The organism is Bradyrhizobium sp. LHD-71 (assembly GCF_031157255.1).
Taxonomy (GTDB): Bacteria; Pseudomonadota; Alphaproteobacteria; order Rhizobiales; family Xanthobacteraceae; genus P52-10.
Map to the genome: position 1 here is coordinate 103,220 of NZ_JAVIFX010000019.1, position 26,970 is coordinate 130,189.

At 62.4% G+C, this 26,970-nt stretch carries 20 protein-coding genes; 15 read left to right on the plus strand and 5 right to left on the minus strand.

The features are described 5' to 3' along the window. The first annotated feature begins 8 nt into the window (after nucleotides 1-8). From RCO31_RS21120 to RCO31_RS21160, 9 genes are all read left to right on the plus strand, one after another. Complete coding sequence (locus RCO31_RS21120; RefSeq protein WP_308970452.1) at nucleotides 9-2,129, plus strand: TRAP transporter fused permease subunit; 2,121 nt, start codon at nucleotides 9-11, stop codon at nucleotides 2,127-2,129. A gap of 8 nt (nucleotides 2,130-2,137) precedes the next feature. Next, the gene (gene phnF / locus RCO31_RS21125) at nucleotides 2,138-2,890 is read left to right on the plus strand and encodes a phosphonate metabolism transcriptional regulator PhnF (protein WP_308970453.1); all 753 of its coding nucleotides are present in this window, start codon (nucleotides 2,138-2,140) and stop codon (nucleotides 2,888-2,890) included. An 83-nt stretch (nucleotides 2,891-2,973) separates the two neighbouring features. After that, nucleotides 2,974-3,822 carry a MipA/OmpV family protein gene (locus RCO31_RS21130; RefSeq protein WP_308970455.1) on the plus strand — a complete coding sequence of 283 codons (849 nt, stop codon included), beginning with the start codon at nucleotides 2,974-2,976 and terminating at the stop codon, nucleotides 3,820-3,822. Nucleotides 3,823-3,847: 25 nt separating this feature from the next. After that, nucleotides 3,848-4,624 carry a DUF3108 domain-containing protein gene (locus tag RCO31_RS21135; protein WP_308970456.1) on the plus strand — a complete coding sequence of 259 codons (777 nt, stop codon included), beginning with the start codon at nucleotides 3,848-3,850 and terminating at the stop codon, nucleotides 4,622-4,624. A 158-nt stretch (nucleotides 4,625-4,782) separates the two neighbouring features. Continuing rightward, nucleotides 4,783-5,382, plus strand: coding sequence for a TetR/AcrR family transcriptional regulator (locus RCO31_RS21140; RefSeq protein WP_308970458.1), 600 nt, complete (start codon nucleotides 4,783-4,785; stop codon nucleotides 5,380-5,382). A gap of 163 nt (nucleotides 5,383-5,545) precedes the next feature. After that, complete coding sequence (locus tag RCO31_RS21145; protein WP_308970459.1) at nucleotides 5,546-6,736, plus strand: efflux RND transporter periplasmic adaptor subunit; 1,191 nt, start codon at nucleotides 5,546-5,548, stop codon at nucleotides 6,734-6,736. 8 nt (nucleotides 6,737-6,744) lie between these two features. Next, a complete protein-coding gene (locus RCO31_RS21150; RefSeq protein ID WP_308970461.1) occupies nucleotides 6,745-9,903 on the plus strand; it encodes an efflux RND transporter permease subunit in 3,159 nt (1,052 codons plus the stop codon). A 68-nt stretch (nucleotides 9,904-9,971) separates the two neighbouring features. Next, on the plus strand, nucleotides 9,972-11,246 hold the full coding sequence (locus tag RCO31_RS21155; RefSeq protein ID WP_308970462.1) for an MFS transporter: 1,275 nt from the start codon (nucleotides 9,972-9,974) through the stop codon (nucleotides 11,244-11,246). A 120-nt stretch (nucleotides 11,247-11,366) separates the two neighbouring features. Next, the gene (locus tag RCO31_RS21160) at nucleotides 11,367-12,389 is read left to right on the plus strand and encodes an alpha/beta fold hydrolase (protein ID WP_308970463.1); all 1,023 of its coding nucleotides are present in this window, start codon (nucleotides 11,367-11,369) and stop codon (nucleotides 12,387-12,389) included. A gap of 30 nt (nucleotides 12,390-12,419) precedes the next feature. Here the strand turns inward: RCO31_RS21160 and RCO31_RS21165 are convergent, their stop codons facing one another. Then, nucleotides 12,420-13,916 (minus strand): MFS transporter, encoded by a 1,497-nt coding sequence (locus RCO31_RS21165; RefSeq protein WP_308970465.1) that lies wholly within the window; start codon nucleotides 13,914-13,916, stop codon nucleotides 12,420-12,422. A gap of 316 nt (nucleotides 13,917-14,232) precedes the next feature. On the opposite strand from RCO31_RS21165, the gene RCO31_RS21170 reads away from it, so the two are divergent. The 5 genes from RCO31_RS21170 (at nucleotide 14,233) to RCO31_RS21190 (ending at nucleotide 20,317) form a co-directional block, all read left to right on the plus strand. After that, nucleotides 14,233-15,393, plus strand: a complete 1,161-nt coding sequence (locus RCO31_RS21170; RefSeq protein WP_308970466.1) for an alanine--glyoxylate aminotransferase family protein — start codon at nucleotides 14,233-14,235, stop codon at nucleotides 15,391-15,393. A gap of 43 nt (nucleotides 15,394-15,436) precedes the next feature. Then, nucleotides 15,437-16,441, plus strand: a complete 1,005-nt coding sequence (locus tag RCO31_RS21175) for an extracellular solute-binding protein (RefSeq protein WP_308970468.1) — start codon at nucleotides 15,437-15,439, stop codon at nucleotides 16,439-16,441. A 112-nt stretch (nucleotides 16,442-16,553) separates the two neighbouring features. Further along, a complete protein-coding gene (locus RCO31_RS21180) occupies nucleotides 16,554-17,600 on the plus strand; it encodes an ABC transporter ATP-binding protein (RefSeq protein ID WP_308970469.1) in 1,047 nt (348 codons plus the stop codon). Further along, complete coding sequence (locus tag RCO31_RS21185; RefSeq protein ID WP_308970470.1) at nucleotides 17,597-19,252, plus strand: iron ABC transporter permease; 1,656 nt, start codon at nucleotides 17,597-17,599, stop codon at nucleotides 19,250-19,252. Before RCO31_RS21180 ends, RCO31_RS21185 begins: the two co-directional genes overlap by 4 nt. Before the next feature lie 3 nt (nucleotides 19,253-19,255). Beyond that, nucleotides 19,256-20,317, plus strand: coding sequence for a GntG family PLP-dependent aldolase (locus RCO31_RS21190; RefSeq protein WP_308970471.1), 1,062 nt, complete (start codon nucleotides 19,256-19,258; stop codon nucleotides 20,315-20,317). A gap of 175 nt (nucleotides 20,318-20,492) precedes the next feature. Here RCO31_RS21190 and RCO31_RS21195 read toward each other — a convergent pair whose 3' ends face one another. Further along, on the minus strand, nucleotides 20,493-21,308 hold the full coding sequence (locus RCO31_RS21195) for a helix-turn-helix transcriptional regulator (protein ID WP_308970472.1): 816 nt from the start codon (nucleotides 21,306-21,308) through the stop codon (nucleotides 20,493-20,495). 143 nt (nucleotides 21,309-21,451) lie between these two features. Here RCO31_RS21195 and RCO31_RS21200 point away from each other — a divergent pair, with 143 nt between their 5' ends. Continuing rightward, a complete protein-coding gene (locus RCO31_RS21200) occupies nucleotides 21,452-22,465 on the plus strand; it encodes a pyridoxamine 5'-phosphate oxidase family protein (RefSeq protein ID WP_308970473.1) in 1,014 nt (337 codons plus the stop codon). A 59-nt stretch (nucleotides 22,466-22,524) separates the two neighbouring features. Here RCO31_RS21200 and RCO31_RS21205 read toward each other — a convergent pair whose 3' ends face one another. The 3 genes from RCO31_RS21205 to RCO31_RS21215 are packed head-to-tail and all read right to left on the minus strand — an operon-like array spanning nucleotide 22,525 to nucleotide 26,795. Further along, the gene (locus RCO31_RS21205; protein WP_308970474.1) at nucleotides 22,525-24,021 is read right to left on the minus strand and encodes a Na+/H+ antiporter NhaC family protein; all 1,497 of its coding nucleotides are present in this window, start codon (nucleotides 24,019-24,021) and stop codon (nucleotides 22,525-22,527) included. Nucleotides 24,022-24,040: 19 nt separating this feature from the next. After that, the gene (gene arcA / locus RCO31_RS21210) at nucleotides 24,041-25,339 is read right to left on the minus strand and encodes an arginine deiminase (RefSeq protein ID WP_308970475.1); all 1,299 of its coding nucleotides are present in this window, start codon (nucleotides 25,337-25,339) and stop codon (nucleotides 24,041-24,043) included. Between the two features lie 16 nt (nucleotides 25,340-25,355). Beyond that, nucleotides 25,356-26,795 carry a basic amino acid/polyamine antiporter gene (locus RCO31_RS21215; RefSeq protein ID WP_308970476.1) on the minus strand — a complete coding sequence of 480 codons (1,440 nt, stop codon included), beginning with the start codon at nucleotides 26,793-26,795 and terminating at the stop codon, nucleotides 25,356-25,358. Between the last annotated feature and the right edge of the window lie 175 nt (nucleotides 26,796-26,970).

A 26,970-nucleotide genomic window follows, 5' to 3' on the forward strand; every position in this document is an offset into this window, starting at 1 on the left:
CGCGGATGATGACGAGAGCTGTCGCAGCGCCCGTCGCCGATCGTCTCTCCGCGGCGGACGCGCTGGAGATGAAGCTCGAGGGCGCCGCCGACATCGGACTCGGCGTCACGCGATGGTCGATCATCGCGCTCGCCATGGCTTTCGCGGCCTTCCAGCTATGGACGGCATTGTTCAACTCGCTTGCTGCGATCACGCTGCGCAGCGTTCACGCATCCTTCCTCGTCCTGTTGTGCCTCTTGATCTTTTCCGCCGGTCAGCGCCCCCGGACAGGACAGGCGCCGTGGTATGACTGGCTGCTCGCCGGTCTCGCCACCTTGTGTGGCGTCTATTTCTACCTGGAGGCCGAGCAGTTCGGCTTTCGGGTCGGTTTCCCGACCTCGGTTGACCTCGTTGTCGGCTCGCTATTCGTCGTCCTTGTATTCGAAGCCACGCGGCGGGCAACGGGCTATGCCTTGCCCTTGCTCTGCGGCGCCGTTCTGCTGTGGGGTTTCTTCGGTCAATATCTGCCGGGCGCGCTCGCGCATCGCGGTTACGATTACGATCAGATTGTCGGCCAGCTGGTGATCGGCACCGAAGGTCTGTTCGGCACGGCCACGGCCGTTTCGGCGACCTACATCTTTCTCTTCGTCCTGTTCGCCGCCTTCCTGCAGCAGTCGGGCATCCTCACGCTCTTCAATGACATCGCGATCAGGCTGGTCGGCGGATGGCGATCGGGGCCGGCGCAGGCCTGCATCGTGTCTTCGGCCCTCATGGGCACGATCAGCGGCTCGGGCATCGCCAATGTCGTCACGTCAGGTCAGGTGACCATCCCCCTGATGCGACGCTATGGCTACCGATCGGAGTTCGCTGCCGGCGTGGAAGTGTCGTCCAGCATGGGCGGGCAGATCATGCCGCCGGTCATGGGCGCCGGGGCGTTCATCATGGCCGAGATGCTCGGAATTCCCTATGCGACGATCGCCATGGCTGCGGTCATCCCGGCGATTCTTTACTTCCTCGGCATCGCCTGGGTCTCGTACCTGGAAGCGCGGCGTCTCGACCTTTCGATTATGGGCGAGCGAAGCGACGCCGCGCTTCGAACAGCTATGGGGATGTCGCAGGCAACGCTGAGGGGCCGGCTGCACCTGCTGCTTCCCCTCGCCGTCATCATTGCGCTCCTGTTCGGAGGCTATACGCCAATCTATTCGGCGCTCGCCGCGCTCGGGTTCACCATCATCCTGATTTTGTCGACGTCGCTTGCGCCACTCGTCGTGCCGAAGCTTCGCTGGCTGATCTACGTGGTGACGCTGGGGGTCGCATCCGCCTTGCTTTATTGGTCGGACTCCCGTGCGCTGATCGTCTTGATCGCCGCACTCGGGCTTGCATGCGCGGTCTTTCCGTCCGGCCGCGCCACGCTCTTGCTCTGCTTCAGAAGCGCCTATCACGGTACGATCAATGCCGTTGCCGTCGGTATCACCTGTGTCATCGTCGGCGTCTTCGACGGAATATTCGGCCTCAGCGGCGTGATGCTCGAGGTCGCGTCGAGCATCGTTGCACTCGGGGCTGACCATCTCTGGCTCAGCCTCGTTCTGGCCATGGCGATCTGTCTCGTGCTGGGACTGGGGCTGCCGACGGTTCCAAGCTACGTCATCTGTGCTGTGGTCGTCACGCCTGCGCTCGCAAAGCTCGGCGTTGCGGCGCTCGTGTCGCACATGTTCGTATTCTATTTCTCGGTGCTCGCGCAGTTGACGCCGCCGGTCGCCTTGGCGGCGATTGCCGCGTTGCCTTTTGCCGGCCCCAATGCGTCGTCATTGCGCATCTCGGTCATCGGCACCATGCTTGCCTTGTCCGGCGTGCTCGTTCCGTTCGTGGCGGTCTACTCTCCGGAGTTGCTGCTGATCGAAGGTGCCTGGTCGGACACGATCCTCGCGACGCTCCGTGTGCTGCTGGCCGTTGGCTATTCCGGCGTTGCGATGATCGGGTATTTCCGTGTCGCGGTTGGCGCCGGCGGCCGTCTTGCGCTGGCGATCGGTGCGTTGCTTCTTGTTTCCACGGATTTCCTGTGGTTCAGCACCGGCGCCGTGCTTGGATTGTTCGTTCTCACGGCGAATGCCTGGGAGCGCCCCAGGCAACTGATCAGCTCGGGAGGCTAGCAGGATCAATGGTCAAAACGCCCGTCGCGCCGCAGACCGGAAATCGGTCGATCTGGTCTCATCTGAAGACTGAGCTGCGTGAAGAGATCGTCTCAGGCCGTTTCGCACAGCGCGAGCAATTGCCGAGCGAGAACGATCTTGCCGAGCTGTTTGGTGTCCACCGGCACACCGTCAGAAAGGTGATCCGGGCGCTCGAAAGCGAAGGTCTGCTGCGTGTCCAACATGGCAGCGGCACCTTCGTGAACAGGGAGTTTCTCGATTACCATATCGGCGTGCGGACCCGCTTCACGGAAAATGTCGAGCGTCAGGGCCTGACGACCGTCGGTCAGCTTCTGGCCAGCACCGAAGAGGCAGCCTCCGGCGAGGTTGCAAAGATCCTGGCGCTCAAAGCCGGCGAGCAGGTGGTGCGTCTCGACCTGCTGCGCCACGTCGAGGAGCAGCCGGTCTCGTTCGCGACGCACTTCCTGCCGGCAGCGCGATTTAAGGGCATAGCCGAGGCTTTTGTCCGTTTGAGATCCCTCACAAGCGCCCTCAAGCATTTCGGCATCGAGGACTATGTGCGCGTCGAAACGGTCGTCGTCGCGCGCTTGCCGACGGACGAAGAGGCAAGACACCTGAACCAAACGCACAACTCACCGATCTTTGAGCTTCAGGGTCATAATGCTGATGTCAGAGGCAAGGTCTTCCTGTATTCGGTAACCCGGATGTCGTCGCTGCGCGTCCAGCTCCGCTTCGGCAGCCGCGCCGGCGAAGCCGACTAATTCATTTGAGTGTAACCCTCGTTCCTATAAAAGACCGATTTCCGGTGCGAGTATGCGTCCGGCTACCACGGGACTATGGGTTCATGAACTGCACCGGAAGATTTGCTCTGCCGCTCGTCTGCCTATCGCTATTCTCGCTACCGGCTTTTGCTCAATCGCCGCGACAGGAGCAGCAGGGTCTGTCGGGGCCTGCGTCAAGCGAATGGCTGGTGACGGTGGGTGCGTGGACATATGCGCAACCAGAATTCGAGGGCTCGAACGACCTGACCTTCGGGGCGAGCCCCATCATCAATATCCGTCGCCGCGGTGAGCGCGAGTGGCTGTCGCTTCCCAACGATCATGGTGGTCCGACGCTTTTCTCGACCGCCAACTTTCGCTTCGGGCCGTCGTTCAACTTCGTCCGGGAGCGCGATGACGACGACGCGTTGCGTGGACTCGGCAGCGTCGACTGGGCTTTGGAGGTGGGCGCCTTCGCCGAGTTCTGGCCGGCCGACTTCTTTCGGACGCGCGTCGAGGTCAGGCGCGGTTTCAACGGTCACGAGGGATTTGTAGCCGATTTGTCGGCCGATGCCGTCTGGCGCCTGGCGCCGGCCTGGACCCTGACCGCCGGTCCGCGCCTGTCAGTCGCCGATGGCGAATATATGAGCACCTACTTTTCGGTCTCGCCTTTCCAATCCATCACGTCGGGTCTCGCACGGTATGATGCCAAGGGCGGCTTTAAGTCCGCGGGAGTGGGATCAAGCCTGACCTACCAATGGACGCCCGCGGTCGCCACGACCGCGTTCGTCGAATATGAGCGGCTGCTCGGCGATGCGGCGAAGAGCCCGATCGTCGAAGATCGCGGCTCGCCGGATCAGCTCACTGTCGGCATGGGCGTCAAATACACGTTCAGTGTCGTTACGGCGAACTGGCCGCTCTTTTCCGGTCGCTGAACGCGGTTTCGGAGCAGGCCGGATCATGATGCGTCGACGGTTCATCGCGGCGTCCACCATCTGTCTTGCGTTTCCCTGCTATTCAAACGCGTTGTCGGCAGCCGACACCGAACATCGTTATTCGATCAGGCTCGCTGGACTGCCGATCGGCAGTGCGACCCTTGAACCATCGCTGATGCCGGAGCGATATGCCGCGAAGGTGCGCGCCGAGGCCGGATGGTTGGGCGTCGGATACCGCATTGAAGGGGAAGCCGGTGGACTGCGGTCCGGCCCGGCGCTCACACCGGAAACCTTCCGAATGGTGATCTCGGGGCGCACGTCCACCCCCACCACCATCTCCATGCGGTTTGCCGGGCAGACCGTTGTGGACTACGCGATGACACCACCCGCCGCCGCTAACGATCTGCAGAACCGGGTGCCGATTACCGCGGATCAACTGAAGCGCGTAATGGATCCGCTTTCGGCGCTGATCTCGGCGTCGCTGGTGCTGGACGGCGATTCCGGCCAGCTTTGTCGGAAATCGACGAACGTGTTTGTCGGGTTTGCACGATTCGATCTCCAGCTCGAACCGAAGGCGCAACCCGCAACGAAAGGCGATGCGCCGCAGTCGGTGATTTGCCGGGCCAGATACAAGCCGGTCGCCGGACACAGGCCGGATGCGCCTGCCCTGGTGCGGCTCGCCGCGAGCCAGGACATCGAGGTCACGTTCCAGCGGAACAGGCAGGACGGCCTCTGGGTCATGTTGCGCATTGCTCTTCCGACTTCGGTGGGACAGCTCGTCGTGCAGCGTCGCGGCCCGTAATTGGCCGAACGGCGTAGCCGCTGAGGGTTGAATTATCCGTCGAAACATACCATACGGATGGTTTGTTAGGCGGGCAGAAAGGTATTATCCATGGCGCCCTCGATCCGGGCCGGTCTGGGCATGGTTCGCGTTGCCATCATCGTTGGCGGAGTCCCGTCGTGAATGAGTCCAGTGTCAGGGCGCATCGAACGATGGAAAACCTTCACAGGCGCAAGAAGCAGCCGGACGTCGTGCGTCGCAATCTCCTGGATTGCGCGGCGCGACTTGCCGCGGAACACGGTCTTGCCAGCCTGACGATCCAGGCGGTCTCCGACGCGGCGGGAGTCACGAAGGGGGGCCTGCTGCACCATTTTCCCAACAAGCAGGCGCTCGTCGAGGCCGTGTTCTTCGATCTCCTGGAGCAGCTCGACCACGACATCGATACGCGAATGGCGGCCGACCCCGAGTCGCGTGGCCGTTTCACCAGAGCCTATCTGGGTGCTTGCTTCTTCGATCGCCCCGATGCGGACGAGCGGAGAATCTGGTCAGCCCTGTCGGTCACCTCGATCACCGATCCAATGATGCGGCGGCTTTGGTCGCAATGGCTGGAAGCCAGGCTTGAGCGGCATCGTGAAACTGACACCGGACTCGTGTTCGATATGGTGAGACTCGCCGCCGACGGCATCTGGCTCGCCTACGTCGTCGAGGCAGAGCACAAGGTCTCGACGGATCTGCCGAGTTTGCGCGCGCGGCTCATCGCCATGACGCGAGACGGATGAGGCGCCACACAAGTCCTCCACGGAACACGCCAGGACTACGCCCTCGCACCGCAATCCCGACGATCCCTCGCGAATGCGCGCGATCTCAGCCTCCGCGTGGCGATAGACGGATCAATCGTTTGAGACGAGACAACTGCGCCACGACGCACAACGGAACTAGAGTATGACTAACGTCGCAACGCCGTCTTTGACATTGACCGCGCTTGTCCTTGTCGCCGCACTTTCGTCCTTGCAGCGAAGCGCCGTCGCGCAGGGTGGAGGAGGAGATGCGCCGCCTCCGACTGTAAGCGTCCTGACTCTGCAGAAGAGTGCGGTGCCGGTTATGAGCGAATTGCCAGGGCGCGTTGCTGCGACCCGCGCATCGGAAGTTCGCGCGCGCGTCTCTGGAATTCTGCAGCAACGCATCTTCGCGCAGGGCAGCCTTGTGAAGGAGGGGGACGTTCTCTACCGCATCGACCCCATGCTCTTCCGTGTGCGCGTTGCGAGCGCCGAGGCAACGTTGCAGAAGGCGCGGGCCACACAGGCCTTTGCCCGCCAGCAATATGAGCGCCAGAAGACGTTGCGCGAGCGCGACTATGCCAGCGCCGCCGCCTATGACTCTGCGGCCGCCACGCTTGCGCAGGCCGAGGCCGATGTTGCGCTCGCTCAAGCCGCACTCGATGAAGCCCGGATCAATCTCGGCTACACCGACGTGCGTGCACCGATCACCGGTATCATCGGCGGCGCACTCGTCACGGAAGGTACGCTGGTGACGGCGGAGGGCGCCCAGAACCTCGCGCTCATCGAGCAGATCGATCCGGTCTATGTCGATTTCACGCAATCGTCATCCGAACTGCTGGCGCTCCGCCGTGCGGTCGACGAGGGCAAGCTTGCAAGCCCGGCTCCCGGTGAAGCTCGCGTCGAACTCGTCTTTGACGATGGCTCCCTCTACCGCCTGCCTGGCAAGCTTCTGTTTGCAAGCGCAAGAGTCGATGCGGCCACAGGTCAGGTCACGTTGCGGGCGGAATTCCCGAACCCGCGTGGCGAACTCCTTCCCGGTCTCTATGTGCGCGTACGCATCGAGCAGGCGGTTCGTCAGGGAGCGATCTCGATCCCACAACGCTCGGTCAGTCGAACCGCGGACGGACACGCACAGGTCTATGTGGTTTCGAAGGACGGGATTGCGCAGCCGCGTGATGTTCGGCTTGGGCAGGCGCTGGATGCAAATTGGACGGTCGAATCGGGCTTGCAGGCCGGTGAACAGATCGTCGTCGACGGTGTCCAAAAGGTGCAGCCGGGGAGCAAGGTCGTCTCCGAACCCTGGCAGCCCGCCACGACCCATCGCACCTCAACCTCCACCCAGGCGACGGAATAGGCGCTCCGATGGCTCAGTTCTTCATCGACCGGCCCGTTCTGGCCTGGGTCTTCGCGCTGTTCATTTCGATCGGGGGCATGATCGCGTTGCCGTTCCTGCCGATCGCGCAATATCCGAAAGTCGCTCCGCCGCAACTGACCGTTTCGACCGTCTATCCTGGTGCCTCGCCGCAGGACATTTATCAGGGTGTGACGCGACAGATCGAGGAAGAGCTCAACGGCGTCGACAATCTCCTCTATTTCGAATCGACGTCCGATACCTCGGGCTCCATGAGCATCACGGTGACGTTCAAGCCGGGAACGGATATCGAGCAGGCCTCCGTCGACGTGCAGAATCGGATTCGGCGTGTCGAACCGCGACTGCCGCAGACGGTCAGATCGCAGGGCATCACGGTGGAGGAAGCTGGTGTCGGCTTTCTCCTCTTCGTCATGCTGACGTCGACTGACGGAAAGCTGGATGAAGTTGCGCTCGGCGATTACGTCAGTCGCAACATCATCGGTGAACTGCGCCGGCTCGAGGGGGTTGGGCGCGCGCAGCTCTTCTCCGCACAGCGTGCCATGCGCGTCTGGATCGATCCGGCCAAGATGGTCGGATACAATCTCACCGCATCGGATATCGGCGCGGCGATCACCGCGCAGAACGCTCAGGTTGCGGCAGGTCAGATCGGTGCTGCGCCCAATCCGGTCGGTCAGGACCTCACCGCCACCGTGCTCGTCAAAGGCCAGTTGAGCGACCCGAAAGAGTTCGGCGAAATCATCCTGCGCGCCAATCCGGACGGATCGACAGTTCGCCTTCACGACGTCGCCCGGCTCGAGCTCGGTGCCGAGAACTACAATTTCTCAAGCCGACTCGACGGCAAGCCCAGCGCAGCTCTCGCAATCCAGCTGTCGTCGACCGGCAACGCGGTGGCGACGTCGCAAGCCGTTAACGCGAAGATGAAGGAGCTGTCGCGCTATTTCCCGCGTGGGGTCGAATATTCGGTTCCTTACGACACCAGTCCATTCGTATCGGCCTCGATCAGCAAAGTGGTCCGTACGCTTGTCGAGGCGATGATCCTGGTGTTCGTCGTGATGTTCGTGTTTCTGCAGAACTTCCGCTACACCATCATTCCGACCCTGGTCGTTCCCGTCGCGCTGCTCGGTACGCTCGCGGTGATGTTCGCAACGGGCTTCTCGATCAACGTGCTGACCATGTTTGCCATGGTGCTTGCCATCGGCATTCTCGTCGATGATGCCATCGTTGTCGTAGAGAATGTCGAGCGTCTCATGGCTGAGGAGGGTCTCTCTCCGAAGGCCGCCACCAGGAAGGCGATGAAGCAGATCACAGGCGCTATTCTCGGCATTACGCTGGTGCTCGCTTCGGTCTTCATTCCGATGGCCTTCTTCCCGGGGTCGACGGGCATCATCTACCGCCAGTTCAGCCTGACCATGGTTGTATCGATCCTGTTCTCGGCGTTCCTGGCTTTGTCACTGACGCCGGCGCTCTGCGCCTCCTTTTTGAGGCCGGTAGCCAAAGGTCATCAGCAAAAGAAAGGGCTCGGCGGTTGGTTCAACCGCGGTTTCGAGCGCCTCACTGCCGGCTACGCGGGTGCGGTGACCGCCATGCTGCGACGGACCGGCAGGATGATGATCGTCTACCTCGCTCTTTTCGCGGGTCTCGGTTATCTGTTTCTCAACCTGCCGGGCGCTTTCGTGCCCGACGAGGATCAGGGCTTCATCATCGTCGATGTCCAGGGCCCGCCGGAAGCGAGCCACAACCGAACGGTGGCCTCGCTCGAACGGATCGAGGCCATATTCAAGGCGGAGCCCGCGGTCGCCAATGTCGTTGCGGTGCAGGGTTTCAGCTTCTCCGGCAATGGACCGAATGCGGCGATTGCATTCGTCACGCTGAAGGATTGGGCCGAACGCGGGCCCGGAAGCTCGGCCAAGGAGATTGCCGACCGCGCGAACATGCAGCTCTTCGCTCTCAAGGATGCGACGACATTTGCTCTCTCGCCTCCGCCGATCGAAGGCTTTGGCACGACGAACGGCTTCAGCTTCCGTCTGCAGGATCGCGGCGGCAAGGGACAGGCGGCGCTCAACGCCGCAGCCGGCGAGCTGATGGCGAAGGCTGCCCAAAGCGGTGTCATTGTCGGGATCAGGCCAGAGAGCATGCCGGAATCGGCGCAAGTCGTGCTGACGATTGATCGCGAGAAGGCCAATGCCTTCGGCGTGACCTTCGCCGACATCAATAACACCATAACCGCCAATCTCGGCTCGACCTACATCAACGATTATCCGAACACCGGACGCATGCAGCGCGTTGTCGTACAGGCGCAGGATCGCAGCCGCCTCCAGGCGGAGGACCTGCTGAAGTTGAACGTGCGCAATGCGAATGGCGGCATGGTGCCGCTTTCCTCCTTCGCCCTGATCACGTGGCGTAAGGGGCCGTCGCAAATCGTCGGATACAACGGCTATCCCTCTGTCCGTATTGCCGGCGCACCGGCTCCCGGCTTTTCATCGGGTACTGCGATCGCCGAAATGGAACGGCTGGCTTCGCAGCTTCCGGAAGGCTTCGGCTTCGAATGGACAGGACAATCGCTGGAGGAGATCAAGTCAGGCGCACAGGCTCCCTTCCTGTTGGCGCTCAGTATCCTTTTCGTGTTTCTGCTGCTCGCGGGACTCTATGAGAGCTGGTCAATCCCGCTCTCAGTGATTCTGGTCGTGCCGCTCGGTGTGATCGGCTCGGTTCTGGCGGTCATGCTTCGGGACATGTCAAATGATCTCTACTTCAAGGTTGGCTTGATCGCGATCATCGGTCTTTCGGCCAAGAACGCGATCCTGATCGTTGAGTTTGCCAAGGACTACTATGCGCAGGGCAAGTCGTTGCGCGAGTCTGCCATTGCCGCCGCGCGCCTCCGATTCCGTCCGATCGTCATGACGTCGTTGGCTTTTGCGCTCGGCGTCGTGCCGCTCGCCATCGCGGCCGGTCCCAGCGCCGCCAGCCAGAATGCCATCGGCACCGGCGTCCTCGGCGGCATGATCTCGGCAACGGTTCTCGCGGTCTTCTTCGTTCCCGCTTTCTTCGTTTTCATCCTGAATGCCCTCTCGACGAGGCGACCGAAATCCGATGTTGAGACGGTGGAGGCGCCTGAACGTCCCTTCGTCTCTCAGGTGCAATCACGTTGACGAACTCACGATCCGATCATCAGTCGCAACGCGCCGCACATTGAGGTCCATGACGTAGCCGAACGGCCATGAGCGATCGCATTCGCAAGCCATCCATCGGACGTACCTCCGGTGAAATTTTTGAGCCGGGCCCTCATTGGCGGCCTCGATACTGGTCGATCTTTGTCGGCCAGGCGTTCTCACTCATCGGCTCGGCTCTCACGCAATTCGTACTGCTGTGGTGGATCACCGACACCACTGGCAGCGTCTCTGCGCTTGCAACCGCCGGCCTTGTGGCGCTGCTGCCTCAGGCGCTGCTCGCCCCCTTTGGTGGAACGCTGGCCGATCGATTGAGTCGCCGTTTGCTGATGATTGCGGCCGATGTCGTCAGTGCGCTCTGCATGGTCGTGCTCATTGCTTTGTTCCTGACGCAGCAGGTCGAGCTTTGGCATGTCTATACGATGATGTTTATCCGCAGCGCGATGCAGGCATTTCAAGCGCCAGCTGCAGCAGCGAGTACGGCCATGCTCGTTCCGCAGAGTTTTATACCTCGGGCGGCCGGACTCAATCAGACGGTGCAGGGATTGATGTCGGTTGCGGCTGCGCCTTTAGGTGCGCTTGCGATAAGCGTAATGCCCATCGGCCTGGCCCTCGGCATCGATGTTCTGACCGCTGTGCTGGGTATCGTGCCGCTTCTCATCTATCGCATCCCCCAGCCGCAGGATCCTGCAGACCGACGGACGAGCCTCTGGGGAGAATTCCGCGCAGGTGTGCAACTGGTGTGGCACGATGCCGGCCTGCTTCACCTCTTTGGCCTGCTGGGCGCAGTCGTCCTCGTCGTCATGCCGACGGCAATGCTCGTACCTTTGCTGGTCAAAGAACATTTCGGAGGCGGAGCGCCGCAGGTGGCCGTCATGGAGGCGCTCTGGGGCCTCGGGATGTTGGCGGGGGGAACGGTGGTCGCCGTGCTCGCGCCACGCCGTTTCGTGCGCTGGACCATCTGGGGCTTTGCCGTTTCGTGTTTCACTTTCGCGATCGCCGCCGTCATGCCGCCGGCTCTCTTCTGGATCGCCCTGATGTGGTGGACGCTGAGTGGCGTAACCTTTGTCATGGGCAATGCCCCGCTCACCGCGCTGCTGCAAACCGCCGTCCCCAATCATCTGCAGGGTCGCGTGCTGTCGCTGTTGAGTACCGTCATGGGATTGGCAGGTCCCGTCGGACTCGCACTCGCAACGCCGCTTGGGGAACTGATCGGCATTCGCTGGTTGTTCGTCGCGACGGGCGTCGCTGGCGGAATCGTCAGCCTTCTGGGTTTCTTTTCAGGGCCCTTACGACATATGGATCGTCAAGACCGCTCCGCCTGAGGCCTGCGCGCGGCGCCGCAGGGCCGTGCGGAGTCCCGGAGCTTGTCCGCCCTTTTATCGCCGCCATCATGATCCAGGGATCATCAACGGGGGCGGGTCGTTTTTCTTTGAAGGTCCCGCGTGGTCATTCGACGCTTGCTGCAACACGAGGCGACTGTGTCGCGCCGCACGCTCCTGCGCGGGCTTGCATCTACGGCTGGTGCGCTCGCGCTCGGCGGATGCGCCGGCCTGGGCGCGACAGGCGCGCGCTTCGACGCGTCCTCGCTTTCGGCAGATCCGACGCTGCTCGTCGCAACCACCCGCAAGCGGGTGAACGGCGGCCGTTCGAAACCATGGTTCGGGCCGGAGCGGGCTCCTGCGATGAGCGTGGGGCGCGCGAAGCTCGTGCCGCCCGATGACAGTCGCTTCTCGCTCGCGGCGGCCGGTCTCGCCAGCTGGCGGCTTGACCGGGTCGAGCCTGTCGCAGGAGAGATCGGCGATCTTCTCACGCACCCCGGCGGCGCGTCGGACGTCCTGATCTACGTGCACGGCTTCAAACAAAACTTCGAAACAGCCGCGCTCGACGCCGCGCAGCTGTCCGACGGCATCAGGTTCCGTGGCCAGACAATGGTCTTCTCCTGGCCGTCGAAGGATGGCTTGTTCGACTACGCCTACGATCGCGACAGCGCGATGTGGTCCCGCGATGGCTTCGAAAGCGTGCTTCAGTCGATCGTGGCGACCCCTGGCTCCGGCCGTGTCCATATTGTCGCGCACAGCATGGGAACCATGCTGACACTGGAAAGCCTGCGCCAGCTCCACGCACGCTATGGCGACGCCGTCGTGGACAGGATTGGCGCCGTGGTGTTTGCCGCGCCGGACATCGACATGGACGTCTTCTCGTCTGCGATCAACCGCATCGGTCCGCTCGCGCGCAAGATCACCGTCATCGCGGCAACGAACGATCGCGCGCTGGCGCTGTCGGGGCGACTGGCCGGAGGAATGACGCGGGTCGGCGCCGCCGAGAAGGCCGCCATCGAGCGACTCGGGGTGCGGGTGATCGATGCGTCCCACGAAGGCTGGGGCGTCATCAACCACGACCTGTTCCTGACGAACGCCGAAGTTCGACAGGTGATACGTCGCTCGATCGATGCCACGACCGCATGAAGCGCGTTTGCGCTTAGCGAGAAGCGCCGGTCAGTTCCGCCCGACCTGGTCGAGCTTCGTACCTCTGGTTTCGATCCGCCAGAACCACGTGACAATCGCGCCGAGAAGAGAAGCGCCCATCAGGATGTGAAGCAAGGTCTGCGTGCCAATGTCGACGAGCAGGATCGGAAACAGGAACGCGGTGATGACGGCTCCGATCTTGGCAAACGATGCAGCAAAGCCCGCACCCTTGCCGCGAATCGAGGTCGGAAAGACTTCGCCCGCGATGAGGTAGGTTTGTGCGTTGGGACCGATGTTGTTCATGAAATTGAACAGCATGAAGCCCGCAAAGATCAGCACGGTGTTTTCGGTGCCGGTGAAATGGGTCGACATGGTCGCGATCAGCAGGCCGACGGCGCAACCGACGAAGCCGAAGATCTGCAGCCTGATCCGGCCGAGCTTGTCCGTCAGAGCCACGGCGAAAGCAATGCCGACGATGAGCAGGAGGTCGATCAGGGCCGCGCCTTTGGCCGCAAGGAGATCGTTCTGAACGATATCGGCGATGGCAGTGGCATGCGCCTTCTCGTGACCGATCGAAGCGGCCAGGATGGTCGGGGTGAAAATGCCGATGCCATAGGTGCTGAGATCCTGAAGAAACCACGGCACTGCGGCGAGGGTGGTGGAGCCGCGATTTCTGTCATCAAAAAGGGTGCGCCAGCCGGGCGTTGCGCTCTCCTGCCCGATACGATCGCCATCGGCGACTGCTCCGCCTGACAACCTGATCTGTTTCGGATACGGCGGTTCACGCGTGAGAAGCTTGACGGTCTCGTGCTCGGCCTCCTGGGTGCGGCCGCGCGACATCAGCCATTGCGGGCTTTCGGTGATGTAGAAACGGCCGATGATGACGAGGAGAGCGGGAATGATTGCGGTTGCGTACATCCAGCGCCAGGCTTCCGGGTTCGGCGCATTGGCAAGGATCAGATAGCCGATCACCGTCCCCGTCAGGGCGCCGACAGCCTGAAAAGCGAACGCCGACAGCACCAGTCTCCCACGCATCTGCGATGGAATTGCCTCCGACACGACCATATGCGCGGTCGGATAGTCGCAGCCGAGTGCAAGACCAAGGCCGAAGAGACAGACGGCGAGCCAAGTGAAATTCGGACTGAAGCAGATCAGAACCAGGAAGACGGTAAATATCATCATCTCGGTGATGAACATGCGCTTGCGTCCGAACCGGTCGGCGAGGCTGCCGAGCATGGTCGCGCCGACCAAAATCCCGAGCAGCGAAGCTGCAGCGACGACCCCATGTCCCCATGCGCCCAGGCTGAACTCTTTCGATACGAGCGGCAGCGCTACGCCCGTCATGAAGACGACCATGCCCTCGAAGAACTTGCCGGCGGCCGCCTGGCTCCAGATGCGCCATTGCATCCTGGTCAGTGGTATCGTCGGCGTCGCAGTGCCATCAGCCCAGATGGGATGTTCGTCGATGTATTGCTGGACGGACTTGCCCTTGACCGCGGAATTCAGATCGCCTGGTGTCTGATCCATTTCGCTCTCGGTTGAATGCGCCGTCAGAGCCGCTGCCGAGTTCAAGGTCGATCAGCGCATTGACGATGCGTAACCCTCGCGCCGTTGATGTTGCGTTGAAGTGAAAGCGATCATTGTCTTCATCGATGGACACACGCCATCGCTTCAAATGAAAAACGTTTGACATCGAACTGTCACAGGGCCTGGCGATGCCGCTGCGAGCTCAACAGCCGGTCCGCGGCCCGGCCCAGACATCACCGCTGATAACCGTCTGGATGCGTGCGATAAGCGCAATACGATTTGCGATCTCTCCGCGTTCCGTTAGTCTGGCCGTCCCATGTTGACCATCCCTGACTATCGCCTCCGCCTTCCCGGTCCGACTGCTGTCCCCGAACGCGTCCGCCAGGCCACCGCGCTGCCGGTCCTCAACCACCGCGGCGCCGAATTCAAAGCCATGCTGGCGGAATGCCAGCAGCGGTTGAAACCGATCTTCGGCACGAGACATGACGTTCTGCTTTTCGCAGGCTCGGGAACGGCGATGATGGAAGCAGCCGTCGCCAACGTTGTCAGCCCCGGCGATGCGGTCCTCATCGTCGTTGCCGGCCAGTTCGGCGATCGTTTCGTGTCGATCGCCAAAGCCCTTGGCGCAACTGTCGACACGATCGATGTCGAATGGGGTGGCGCGCTCGATGCGCAACGTGTGGCTGAGCGGCTCAAAAGCCGCTCGTACCGCGCGGTCGTGATGGTTCATAACGAGAGCTCTACCGGCGTCGCCTACGACATCGCCGCCGTCGGAGCGGTCGTGCGGGATACGCCGGCGCTGCTCATCGTCGATTCGGTCAGCGGCCTTGCCGGCATCGAGATGAAGATGGATGCCTGGGGTGCGGACATCGTAGTGTCGGCCTCGCAGAAATCGCTGATGTGCGCGCCGGGCCTCGGCTTCGCCGCGGTCAGTGCCAAGGCATGGAAGGTGATCGACCGTGACGGGCGCGTGCCCAGCTTTTTCGCCGATTTCCGCCGTGCCAAGGCCTCGCTCGAGAAAGACGGCACACCGTTCACGCCACCGGTGACGCTGGTCTATGGCCTGCTCGAGGCGTTGCACATGATCGACGAGGAGGGGCTGGCAAACGTCCTCAGGCGCCACAGCAGGCTTGCCGCCGCCTTGCGCGCCGGCGTCCAGGCGCTTGGCGTCGAGCTCTACAACCAGCCGGATATTTCGTCTTCGACGGTCGTTGCCATGAAAGTCCCCCGAGGACTCGAAGGCGGCGCCATCGTCCAGCGCCTGCGCGAGCGCTATCGTACGGTCATCGCCGGCGCGCGGCACCCCAGCCAGACCGGCAAGGTCTTCCGCATCGGAACGATGGGTGCGGTCAGCGAGACGGACATCATCACTGACCTTCGCCATCTCGAAGCTACCTTGAAGGATCTCGGCAAACCCGCTCCGACCCAGCATGCCGGAGTGCGCGCAGCGCTCGACGCCCTTGCCGCCAGCGCTTAAGCTCTTCCCCAAAGCGACCGAGGCGAGGGGATGGAGTGCGATCATGAAGCGTTTGGTCACGAATATCGCGGCGGCTGCAGTGGCGGTCACTCTGGGTTGGACAGGCAGTGCCGAGGCGCAGCAGCGCATCGTCATCTATTCGTCGAATGACGCGACGCTGAACAAGCTCGTCGCCACCGAGTTCACCAAGGCGACTGGCATTGCCGCCGACGTCATCTCGGCCGGCTCGGGCGTCGTGATCAAGCGTGTCGAAACGGAGAAGGACCGGCCGCAGGGCGATATCGTCTGGGGCATCAGCCGGGCGTTGCTGCAGACCAATGCGCAGTATTTCGACTCCTACGCCTCGCAGCACAAGGATGCGATTCCAGCTGAGTACCGCGATCCGCAGGATCGTTGGATCGGCACCAATCTGCACCTGCTCGTGGTGCTGCAGAACACCAAGTCGGTGCCGGTGGAGCAGGGGCCCCGGAGCTGGGAGGACCTGACCGACAAGAAGTGGAAGGGCAACGTCGCCTTCACCGATCCGGCCAACTCCGGTTCAGCCTATTCCAACATTACCTTTCTGGTCGACACCTGGGGCGGTGGCAGTGCCGGCTGGGACAAGGTCTCCAAGCTCATCGGCAATGCCAAGATGCTCAACCGCTCGTCGCTGGTCTTCCAGGGTGTCGGCAACGGTGAATACGGCTTGGGCATCTCGCTTGAATACGCGGGCTACCTGTGGGCCAACAACGGCGCGCCGGTGCAGGTGGTCTATCCGTCCGACGGCACCATCGCTCAGATGGAAGGCGTCGCCATCATCAAGAACGGTCCGAACACCTCGGGCGCCCGTCAATTCGTCGACTACGTCAACCGCAAGGATGTTCGCGAGATGATCCTCAAGGAGACGTTCCGTCGGCCGGCACGCCAGGATCTCGATCTGCCCAACCTGCCGGGAAAGATGCCCAAGCTGTCCGACATCAAGCTCTTGAAGTACGACGAGGAAGCTTGGACCCAGAAGCGCTCCGAAACGATGGATCGCATCAAGGACGTGATTCAGGCCACTCGCTGACGCGCGTCGACCTCGTCGTCCAGGACGGCTGCGCCGAACCGGCGCGGTCTTCCGGGATGAGGAGCTTATTGTTTCCGGGGGGCAGTTTTTGACAGCAATTTCGATTGACCACGTGTCGCGATCGTTCGGGACGGTGCGCGCCGTCGACGACGTGTCGCTCGAAATCCAGGACGGCGAGTTCTTCACGCTGCTTGGACCTTCGGGTTGCGGCAAGACCACGCTGCTGCGCACGATCGCCGGCTTCGCCGACCTCAGTGCCGGCCAGATCCGTTTTGGCCAAAAACGCATCGACACGTTGCCGCCGCATCGTCGCAACACCGGCATGGTGTTCCAGAACTATGCGATCTTCCCCAACCTCACCGTCGGAGGGAATGTGGCCTACGGCCTCAAGGCACGCAGTGTGCCCGAGGTGCAGATCAAGGAGCGCGTGGCTCGCGTTCTCAGGCTCGTGCATCTCGACACGTATGGCGATCGCTGGCCGCACCAGCTCTCGGGCGGCCAGCTTCAGCGCGTCGCCATTGCCAGATGCCTGGTGATCGAGCCCGAGGTGCTGCTGCTCGACGAGCCGCTCTCCAACCTCGACGCCAAGCTGCGCGTAGAAATGCGTGCCGAGATCCGCGAGCTCCAGCAGCAACTGAAGATCACGGCCATTTACGTCACGCACGATCAGGAAGAGGCGCTGGCGATGTCCGACCGCATCGCCGTGATGCGCGCGGGCAAGCTCGAGCAGGTGGCGAGGCCGCAGGATATCTATCGCGCGCCGGCGACGCCGTTCGTTGCCGAGTTCATGGGAACCACCAACCTGCTCCGCGGCACGGTCGCCGGCCGCGCCGGCGAGGCGTTGCGCATCCGCGTCGGCCAGCAGGAGTTCTGCGCCGCCGGCAAGGCAGGCGAGGGTGAAAGCGTCAGTTTCTCCCTCAGGCCCGAGACCATCCGCCTCCTCGGTCCGGGCGAAACGCCGCCGACAGGCTGGGGGGCGTTCGAAGCAAGGCTCGGCTCGGTCGAATTTCTGGGCGCGATCACCCGCATCGAGCTCCAGATCGGCAATGACACCATGCTGCGCGTTGCCAGCCTCGACGTGCTGCCTGATGAACTGAAGGCGCGCGGCCGTATCGCCGCCGCATATGATCCGCGGCGCATCACGGTGTTTCGCGGATGATCGCCATCTCTCGCCGCGACACGTTCCCGCTGGCCATCGCGATCCTGGCCTTCGCCTTTCTCGGACTGTTTTTGCTTTACCCGCTGCTCAATGTCTTCGGCGCGAGCTTCCTCGACCGCACAGGCACGCACTTTACGCTCGCGAACTATGCCCGCATGCTGTCGAGCAGCTTCTACCTTGGCAGCCTGTCCAACAGCCTGATCCTGGGCGCGCTGTCGACACTGCTGACGATCGTGCTGGGGGTGCCGTTGGCCTTCTGCCTTGCTCGGCTGCCGATCCCGGGCAAATCGCTGCTGCTCGCACTGGCGTCGTTGCCGCTGGTGCTTCCCTCCTTCGTTGCGGCCTATGCGCTTGTGCTGCTGCTCGGCCGCGCCGGCGTCATCACGCGTTTCCTGCGCGATAGCGGCATCCCCTTCACCTCGATCTACGGCATGACGGGGATGACCATCGTTTTCACGATGACGCTTTTCCCCTTCGTTGTCTTTCCCGCGCTGGCGGCGTTCAAAGCGATCGACGTTTCGGTCGAGGAGGCGGGGCAGAATCTCGGCTCATCGCGCTGGCGCACCTTCTGGACGGTCACTCTGCCGGTTGTCATGCCCGCAGTGCTTGCCGGCGGATTGCTGGTCTTCATCGACGTGATCGAGAGCTTCGGTGTGCCCTTCGTGCTGGCCGAGGACAAGCCGATCCTGGCGGTCGAGGCCTATAAGCTGTTCGTCGGCGAGACCGGCGGCAATCCCGCCTCGGCAGGCGTGCTCGGCGTGCTGTTGATCGTCTGCACCGCCATCGCGCTCCTTATCCAGCGTTACTATCTCGGCCGCCGGCGCTTTTCGACTGCGGCCCGCCGCGCACCGCCTGAGCTGGTGGTGAAACCCTGGCTGCGCCGACTGGCCTCCGTCTATTCCTGGGGCGTGGTGTTGATCGCGCTCGTGCCGTTCTTTGCCATCATCGTGATCTCCTTCATGGAGTTCCGCGGCCCGGTGATGCATCCGAACCTCAGCCTCGACAACTTCCGCGACCTGCTCAATCAGTCCTGGCGGCCGCTCATCAACACGCTCACTTTGTCCACCGCCGCTGCGATCATGGCTGCCGCGATCGGCGTCCCTATCGGCTTCGCCATCACCCGCTTTCGCTCCAGGATCTCGGACCTGCTCGACGTCATTGCCATGACGCCTTTTGCCGTGGCGGGAACGGTGCTGGCCATCGGCCTGATCATTTCGTTCAACAGTGGCTGGCTGGTGCTGACCGGCGGCTGGTTGATCCTCGTCATCGCCTGGGTGGTGCGGAAGATCCCGTTCAACGTGCGCGCCTCGGCGGCCATCCTCCATCAGATCGATCCGAGCCTCGAGGAGGCGTCGATCAATCTTGGTGTCTCGCCGCTGATGACTTTCGCACGACTGACCGTGCCGCTGATGATGGGCGGCATCATCGGCGGCATGGTGCTGACCTGGGTGACCGTTGCTTCCGAGCTCAGCTCCACCGTCGTCCTCTATAGCGGGCCGTGGGCCACGATGACCGTCGTCATGTTCCAGGCGCTCGAGAGCACGGGTGCGGGCGTTGCCTCGGCCGCGGCGACCGTGCTGATCGTCTTCACCGTACTGCCGGTAGCGCTGATCTACCGGCTTCTTCGCCGCCACGAACTCGGTATGATGTGAGCCATGATCGACCTGCGCAGCGACACCATCACCCAGCCAACGCCTGAAATGCTCGACGCCATGCAGGCTGCGCGCCTCGGCGACGATTCACGCGACGGCGACCCGACTGTGGGCGAACTTGAAGCCCTTGCTGCCAAACGCACGGGCAAGGACGCTGCGATATTCGTGCCGAGCGGCACGATGGGCAATCTCGTCGCCATGATGGCTCACACCGGGCGCGGCGGCGAATTGCTGCTGGAAGAAGGCTCTCACATCCTCAAGAGCGAAATGGGTGCGGTCGCCCAGGTCGCGGGCCTGTTCCATCGCACCATCCGCGGTGAATCCGGAGCGATGGATGTCGGCACGCTGGCCGAGACCATCAGCGCCCAGATGAAGCCCAACAAGCTCGCTACGGCGCTGATCGAGATGGAAACGACCCACAACGGCGCCGGCGGCACCGTGCTGCCGCTCGATCACATGGCCAAGGTCCACGCACTCGGCCGACAGCACGGCATTCCAGTACACACCGATGGCGCCCGGCTGTTCAACGCCGCCGTTGCGCTCGGCGTGCCGGCGGAGCGCATCGCGCGCCACACTGACAGCATCACGTTCTGTGTTTCCAAGGGTCTGAGCGCGCCGATTGGTTCTCTGCTCTGCGGCCCGAAAGAGTTCATCACCCGTGCGCGCGGTTTCCGCCGCATGCTCGGTGGCAATCTTCGCCAGGCCGGCATGCTGGCTGCCGCCGGCATCGTCGCGCTGGACAGCATGGTCGAGCGTCTGGCCGACGATCATGCGACGGCGAAGCAGCTTGCCGACGGCTTGCACCGCATTGCGCCGGCGCTGGTCGACCCAGAATCGATCACGACCAATATCGTGCGCGTCGATACGACCGTCAGCGGTTGGCCGGCCGAGACTTGGGCGACGGCGCTGCAGTCGCGCGACGTGCGCGTCTCGCCCGGCGGGCCGATGCAGCTCCGCTTCGTCACTCACCGGCATATCTCGACGGCGGATGTCGAAACTGCGCTGCAGGCGTTCCGCGAGCTATGGAGCGAGGTGCCCGGACCAGCGGCGGCCCGCGCCGGCTGAACCGGCCCGGCCCTAGTGTCGTGGATCAGAAATTCGCGCCATCGTTGCCGCGAGTCCATCGTGCGAATTTCTGATCCATAAACGACACTAGAATCATAACTTGCTAGTGTCCTGATCGAATCCGAAGTTCGCTCTGAGCTCGCTGCAAAGTACGGCGAACTTCGGATTCGGGACACTAGTCGCCGGCGGGCGTCCCCTGCCGTTCAGCCATGTAGCGGCCAGGGGATGTGCCGAGTGCTTTCCTGAACATGGTCGTGAAGCTGCTCGCGCTCTCATAGCCAAGATCGATGGCGACTTGCTGAATGGTTGCGCCGGCGGCCAGCCATTGCAGTGCGAGCATGATGTTGAGCTGCTGGCGCCAACGGCTGAAGGTCATGCCGGTCTCGTGAGCGATCATGCGGGCAAGCGTTCGCTCGCTAAGTCCGGCGCGCCTGGCCCAGACTTCCATCGTCTCCTGATCGGAAGGATCGGCCATCATCATGTCGACGATCTTGCGCAGCCGATGATCGGTCGGCATCGGCAGGTGCAGCTTGCCGATTTGCGCCATGGCGATTTCATCGAGCAGGAGCGCGACAAGGTGCGTTTCCATGCCGCCTTCGGGGTAGGCCAGCGGAAAGCTAGCCGACCGGATCAAGAGCTCCCGCAGGAGCGGCGTGACTGAGATCGTGCAGCAGTTCGGCGGGAGGTTCGTCACGATCCTCGGTTCGATGAAGGCATTATAGCCTTCGATCGCGCCCGCAGCCCTGATGCTGTGCGACAGGCCGCCGGGAATCCAGATCGCGGATTGCGGTGGGACGATCCAAAGGCCGCCTTCCAGCTCACAGGTGAGAACGCCCCGCATCGACAGAAGCAACTGCGCCTTCCGGTGATGGTGAAAATCGAGCTCGATCCCGGTCGTGACCATCGTGAGGCCGACGGTGACCACGGTCCGTGCCACGTCATCCGGGTCGGTGAAGTCGGCGGGAAGGCGCAGATCAGTCAGAATTGGCATTTCAGTTGATCGTCCGAATGTCTCGGCAGGAAGTAGGGCTTGGCAGAAAATCAAACTATTTTGTCAGACTACGGCAATGCTGCCAATCGCTCGAAAGTCTATTGGGTGGGGACCATACACCCAGCTCCGCGAGGGCCCTTTTCATGAATGAGCCGATCACCTCGGTGGCGGACCTTGAGGCGGTCATCGGCAAGACGCCACTGCCGATGACCCTCAAAGTGATCGATCATCTTGATGAGGGGGCGCTGCGCTGGATCCGGCTGTCGCCCCTGATGGTCGCCGCTTTCGGCGATGGCGCGGTCGTGGCGGTGACGCTGGCCGGCGGAGAAGCTGGGTTCGCAGCCGGCAGCACCCGCGAATTGCGGCTTCCCATCGCGTTGCTCGATGATCCGGCCTCGGCGCGGCCGGGAGCAGCGGTCGGCTCGCTGTTTCCACTTCCGGGCGTCACCGAAACCTTGCGAGTCAACGGACGCGTAACAGACGTGCGCAACGGCGAGATCCACATCGCAGTGGAGGAATGCTTCGGCCATTGCGGCAAGGCGCTGATCCGCTCGGATTTCTGGACGGCTGCGCCGCTCGCGGTGCCGCCGGCCGACATCTCAGCGTTCGTCGCGGAATGCCGTTTCATGGCGTTGGCAACAATCGATGCGCAGGGTCGTGCTGATCTCAGCCCCAAGGGTGATCCGGCTGGCATGATGGCGCAGCTTGATGGTTCGCGGCTCTGGTTCGCCGACCGGCCGGGAAACCGTCGCGTCGACAGTTTCCGGAATATCATCACCCAGCCTCGCGTGGCTGCGGCGCTGCTGATCCCTGGTTCAACTCATTTCCTGAGGCTGTCCGGCGTCGCCCGCATGACCAGCGATGAAGCCGTGCGCGCGCAATTCAGAGTGCAGGACAAGACGCCTGCGCTCGCCACGTTGATCGATGATCTCAGCGTTACGATGTCCGAAAGCTCCGCTCTCGTCCGCGCGCGAATCTGGCCTGTGGCTGGTCGTCCGGCCGGTATCGAGCCGGCGAAGATCTTCGCCGAGCATATCAAGCTCAACAAGGCCAAGGGACTTGGGGCTCGGCTAACGAGCGCTGCGCTGTCTGTCCCCGGCACGACGGGCCTCCTGCAGAAGGTCCTGGAGAAGGAATACAAAGACAATCTCTACTAGCGCACCGCATACGAGCTTGTTCACTTTCGAGTGCTCTATCGGCGCATCAGCCCGCCTTGTCAGAGACCCGTGGACGGGCCGGAGCCAGGCCCGACGGGCTTCGATGCCGATGAGCTCTCGGTTCTGTTCGGGTTTCGCAACATCCGTATGCCGGCGAAGGCGGCCATCATCACCAGGAGTGGGCTGACCAGGCTGAAGATCGCATATGGGGCGTAGCTGAACGTCGCGACGCCAAGGGTGGCGGCCATGTAGGCGCCGCAGCTGTTCCAGGGGACCAATGCCGAGGTCGGCGTCGCGGCGCCGCCGACGGTGCGCGACAGGACGACTGGCGCAAAGTCGCGTGTGGCGAAAGCGGTCTTGAACATCCGCCCGGGCAGCACGATGGCGATATACTGGTCGGCGGTGATGATATTCGTCGCGAACACGGCAGCGACCATGGACGCAATCAGCGCGCCAGTCGATTTCACTGCCGCGATGACAGGAGTTATGAGCTTGTCGAGGACACCGGCCTTCTCGACAACGCCGCCGAAGGCAAGCGCCGCGATCACGAGCCAGATGGTGTCGAGCATGCTGCTCATGCCGCCGCGCGACAGGAGGTGGTCGATATGGTCGATACCTGTCGTAGACACATATCCGCTTGCGAAGGCCAGCCACGTGCCCTTGAGCAGGGCCAGGCCTGCCGGCAGGTCGTCGCGCCCGGCGAACGCGATGACGCGCTCCGGCGCGACAATGACGGCAAGAACGCACGCCGTGATCGCGCCGAGAAAGATCGATGTGAACGGCGGAATCCTCAGCAGCGCCAACGCCACGACGACAACGAGCGGCAGGAACAACACCGGCGAGATGTTGAACAGACGCTCAATATCGGAAACCTGACTGCTCGTATCGAATTCAACCGGCCTTCCGAGGGCCCAGAAGACGGCGAGCGAAACAGCGAGCGCCACGGATGACGTCATGGCTACCTCGCGAACATGCTCGTAGAGATTGACGCCCGCCATCCCCGCCGCAAGGTTGGCCGAGTCGGAAAGCGGTGAGACGGTGTCGCCGAAATACGCCCCCGAGATCACAGCCCCGGCGGTTATGGCCGGGTCCATGCCGATCTCGAACGCGATACCCATCAAGCCGATGCCGATCGTGCCGACGACGGTCCATGAACTGCCGATGCAGAACGAGATCACGGCGCAAATCAGTGCTGCCGCCATATAGAAATAGGTGGGGCTGAGCAACTGCATTCCGTAGTAGATGATGGCGATCAGCGTGCCGCTCAGCGCCCAACTGCCGATCAGCGCTCCGACTGCAAAGAGAATGAAGATGGCGCCGAGGCCGGAGCTGACGCTCTCGGCCGCCGCCGCATTGAGCGAGGCGAGCGAGTGGCCGCGCCGCCAGGCTATGAACACGGCGACCATCGTCGCCGCGACGACGGCGACCTGCGTCGGCCCGGAAGCGCTCGCTGCGCCGAACAGATAATACGCGAGTCCGATAAGAACGATGAGGCAGACGACCGGAACCAGCGCTTCGGCGAAGTTAAGGGGTTGCGGCTGATCAGGTCGGCTCATGCGCCTCCTCCAGCCGCTCTTATTCGACCGCGTCGCGAGCCAGCGGACAGGTCATGCAGTGCCCACCCCCGCGACCACGGCCAAGTTCTGCTCCGATGATCGTGATCACCTCGACACCCTGCTTGCGCAAGAGCGTGTTTGAGTAAGTGTTGCGGTCATAGGCGAGGACGACACCGGGCGAGATCGCGACGTAGTTGTTGCCGCTATCCCACTGCTGACGTTCCGTTGCGTAGGAATCCCCTCCAGTCTCGACGACACGAAGCTTCTTGAGCTTCAAGGCCTCGGCAACCACGTCCAGGAATGGCTTCTTCTCGACAGTCACCTCAACGCCAGTCGATCCGCCACCGGGTCGCAGGGAGATGGCGTGAATGCTGTTCACGATGTTCGGAAAGACGGAGACGAGGTCCCGGTCGCAGAACGTGAACACCGTGTCGAGATGCATTGCAGAACGAAGCTTTGGCATCGCCGCGACGATGACATGCTTGGCTGCTCCCTTCTCGAACAGCGTCGAGGCGAGCTGCGTGATGGCCTGGCGTGACGTGCGCTCGCTCATGCCGATGAGCACGACGCCGTTGCCGGGAATGAGGACATCGCCGCCTTCGAGCGTGGCGGACCCGAAGTTCTGGGTCGGGTCCCCCCACCACACATTCACCTTGCCGGCGAAATCCGGGTGAAACTTGTAGATGGAGGTCGTGAGCAGCGTCTCCTCGCGACGAACCGGCCAATACAGCGGATTGAGGGTTACGCCGCCATAGATCCAGCAGGTCGTGTCGCGCGTGTAGAGGGTGTTTGGCAGAGGCGGGAGCAGATATTCGCGCGAACCCGTCGATTCCTGCACCATGGCAAGGTACTTCGAGCTGTATTTGTCGGGCACGTCCGTTGCAGCCAGACCGCCGATCATGAATTCGGCAAGCTCACGCGGTGCGAGACTGTCAAGAAACGCGCGCGTGTCTTCGACAAGGCCGAGGCCGACCTCGTTGGCAATGATCTGTCGATCGAGCAGCCATTTCCTGGCTTCGGGAATTGCGAGTGTCTCGGCCAGCGCATGGTGCATCTCGACGACATCGACGCCGCGTTCGTGCATCTTCGTGATGAAGTCGAAATGGTCGCGTTTGGCATTCTGCACCCACAGCACATCGTCGAACAGCAATTCATCGCAGTTCGTCGGTGTGAGGCGCGAATGGGCAAGTCCGGGTGAGCAGACCAGAACCTTGCGCAACGTGCCGACCTCGGAATGCACTCCGTATTCACCAGAGGATTTTGGCTTGACGGACTTTGCTTTATCGGTCGGCTTGGGATCGGCCTTTACGCTCGTCATGGCAGGTCTCCGTTCCCTAAATTGTAATGTAACCGCTTGCGAGCCCGGCAATGCCGAGCACACATCCGAGGACTGCGGCGATGAACAGTCCCCAATCGACCGGCCGCGTGAAGAGCACGCTCCTTCCCTGCTCACCGCGCGCCCAGAAATACAGCAGTGTCCCAGGCCCGTAGAGGATCGCCGAAAGCAGCAGGAACTTCAGGCCTCCGGCAAATATGAGCCAGAGCGTGTAGATGACTGCGATGCCGGTGATGATGACATCGCGTCTACGTTCCTGCGGGCGCACCTCGTAGGTCTCTCCCCGGTTGGCGATCAAGGCGCCGTATGCGGCCACCAGCAAGAAGGGGATCAGCGACATGACGCTGGTCAGGTTGAGCATGAGCGCGAACGCATCGTTCGACCAATAGGTGCTGATGACGAAGAGCTGCACGATGATGTTGGTCGCCCACAGTGCTGCGGCCGGCACCTTGTTGGCGTTCTCGGTGGCGAAAACCTTCGGCATGTCCTCCGACCGGGCCGCCGCAGAGAGCACCTCTGCACAGATCAGCGACCAGGCGAGGTAGGCGCCGAGGACCGACACCATCAGCCCGATACTGACAAAAACCGCACCCCAGTGCCCGACAACCGCCTCGAGCACCGCCGCCATGGATGGCTGCCGCATTTCGGCGATGTCGGCGCGCTCCAGGACGGCATAGGGCAGGAGGGTGACCAGCACCATCAGGGTCGTCACGCCGAGAAACCCGGCAATGGTCGCGACGCCCACGTGCGAGCGCTCTCGCGCGTAGCGCGAATAGACACTGGCGCCTTCGATGCCGAGGAATACGAACACGGCGACGAGCATCGTCGCTCGGACCTGTTCGAAAAGGCTTGTTTCCGGCATGCCCTCGCCACCCCAAAAATTCGCGCGGAAAAGATCGGCCTTGAAGGCGAAGATCAGGATGGCGATGAAGACCAGGATGGGGACGATTTTCGCGACCGTCACGATCGCATTGATGAACGCGGCCTGCTGCACTCCGCGCAGGATCATGAAATGGAAGAGCCAGATGCCTATGGAGGCGACGACGATTGCAATGAGCGTGTTGCCGTCGCCGAAGACAGGAAAGAACGCGCCGAGGGTCGACTTGATCAGCACCCAGTAGGAGACGTTACCGATGCAGCTGCCGATCCAGTACCCGAATGCCGACAGGAAGCCCGGATAGTCGCCGAAGCCGGCTCTCGCATAAGCGAACACGCCGGCATCGAGATCTGGCCTGCGCTCGGCCAGCGTCTGGAATATCCGCGCGAGCAGGTACATGCCCGTCCCTGCGACGATCCAGGCGATGATCGCGCCGAAAGGACCGGTTGCGATGCCGAAGGTGCGCGGCAGAGAGAAAATGCCCGCGCCGACCATTGAGCCAACCACCATCGCAGTCAGAGCGAAAAGAGAGAGTTTCTGCACTGACTCGGACGACGCCATTGATTATCTTCCGTCTGGATCCCGGGAAACCCTGCAGTCCCGAAGGAGTTCCAGCATCCCCACACCGGTGCGCAGCGCGCGAAGCCGCTATTCGATCGGCATCAACGAACGAGTATGGTGGCCCGCCGATCAACAAAGGACTTCGGCGCGCGGACAGTATCTTTGAAAGATCGAT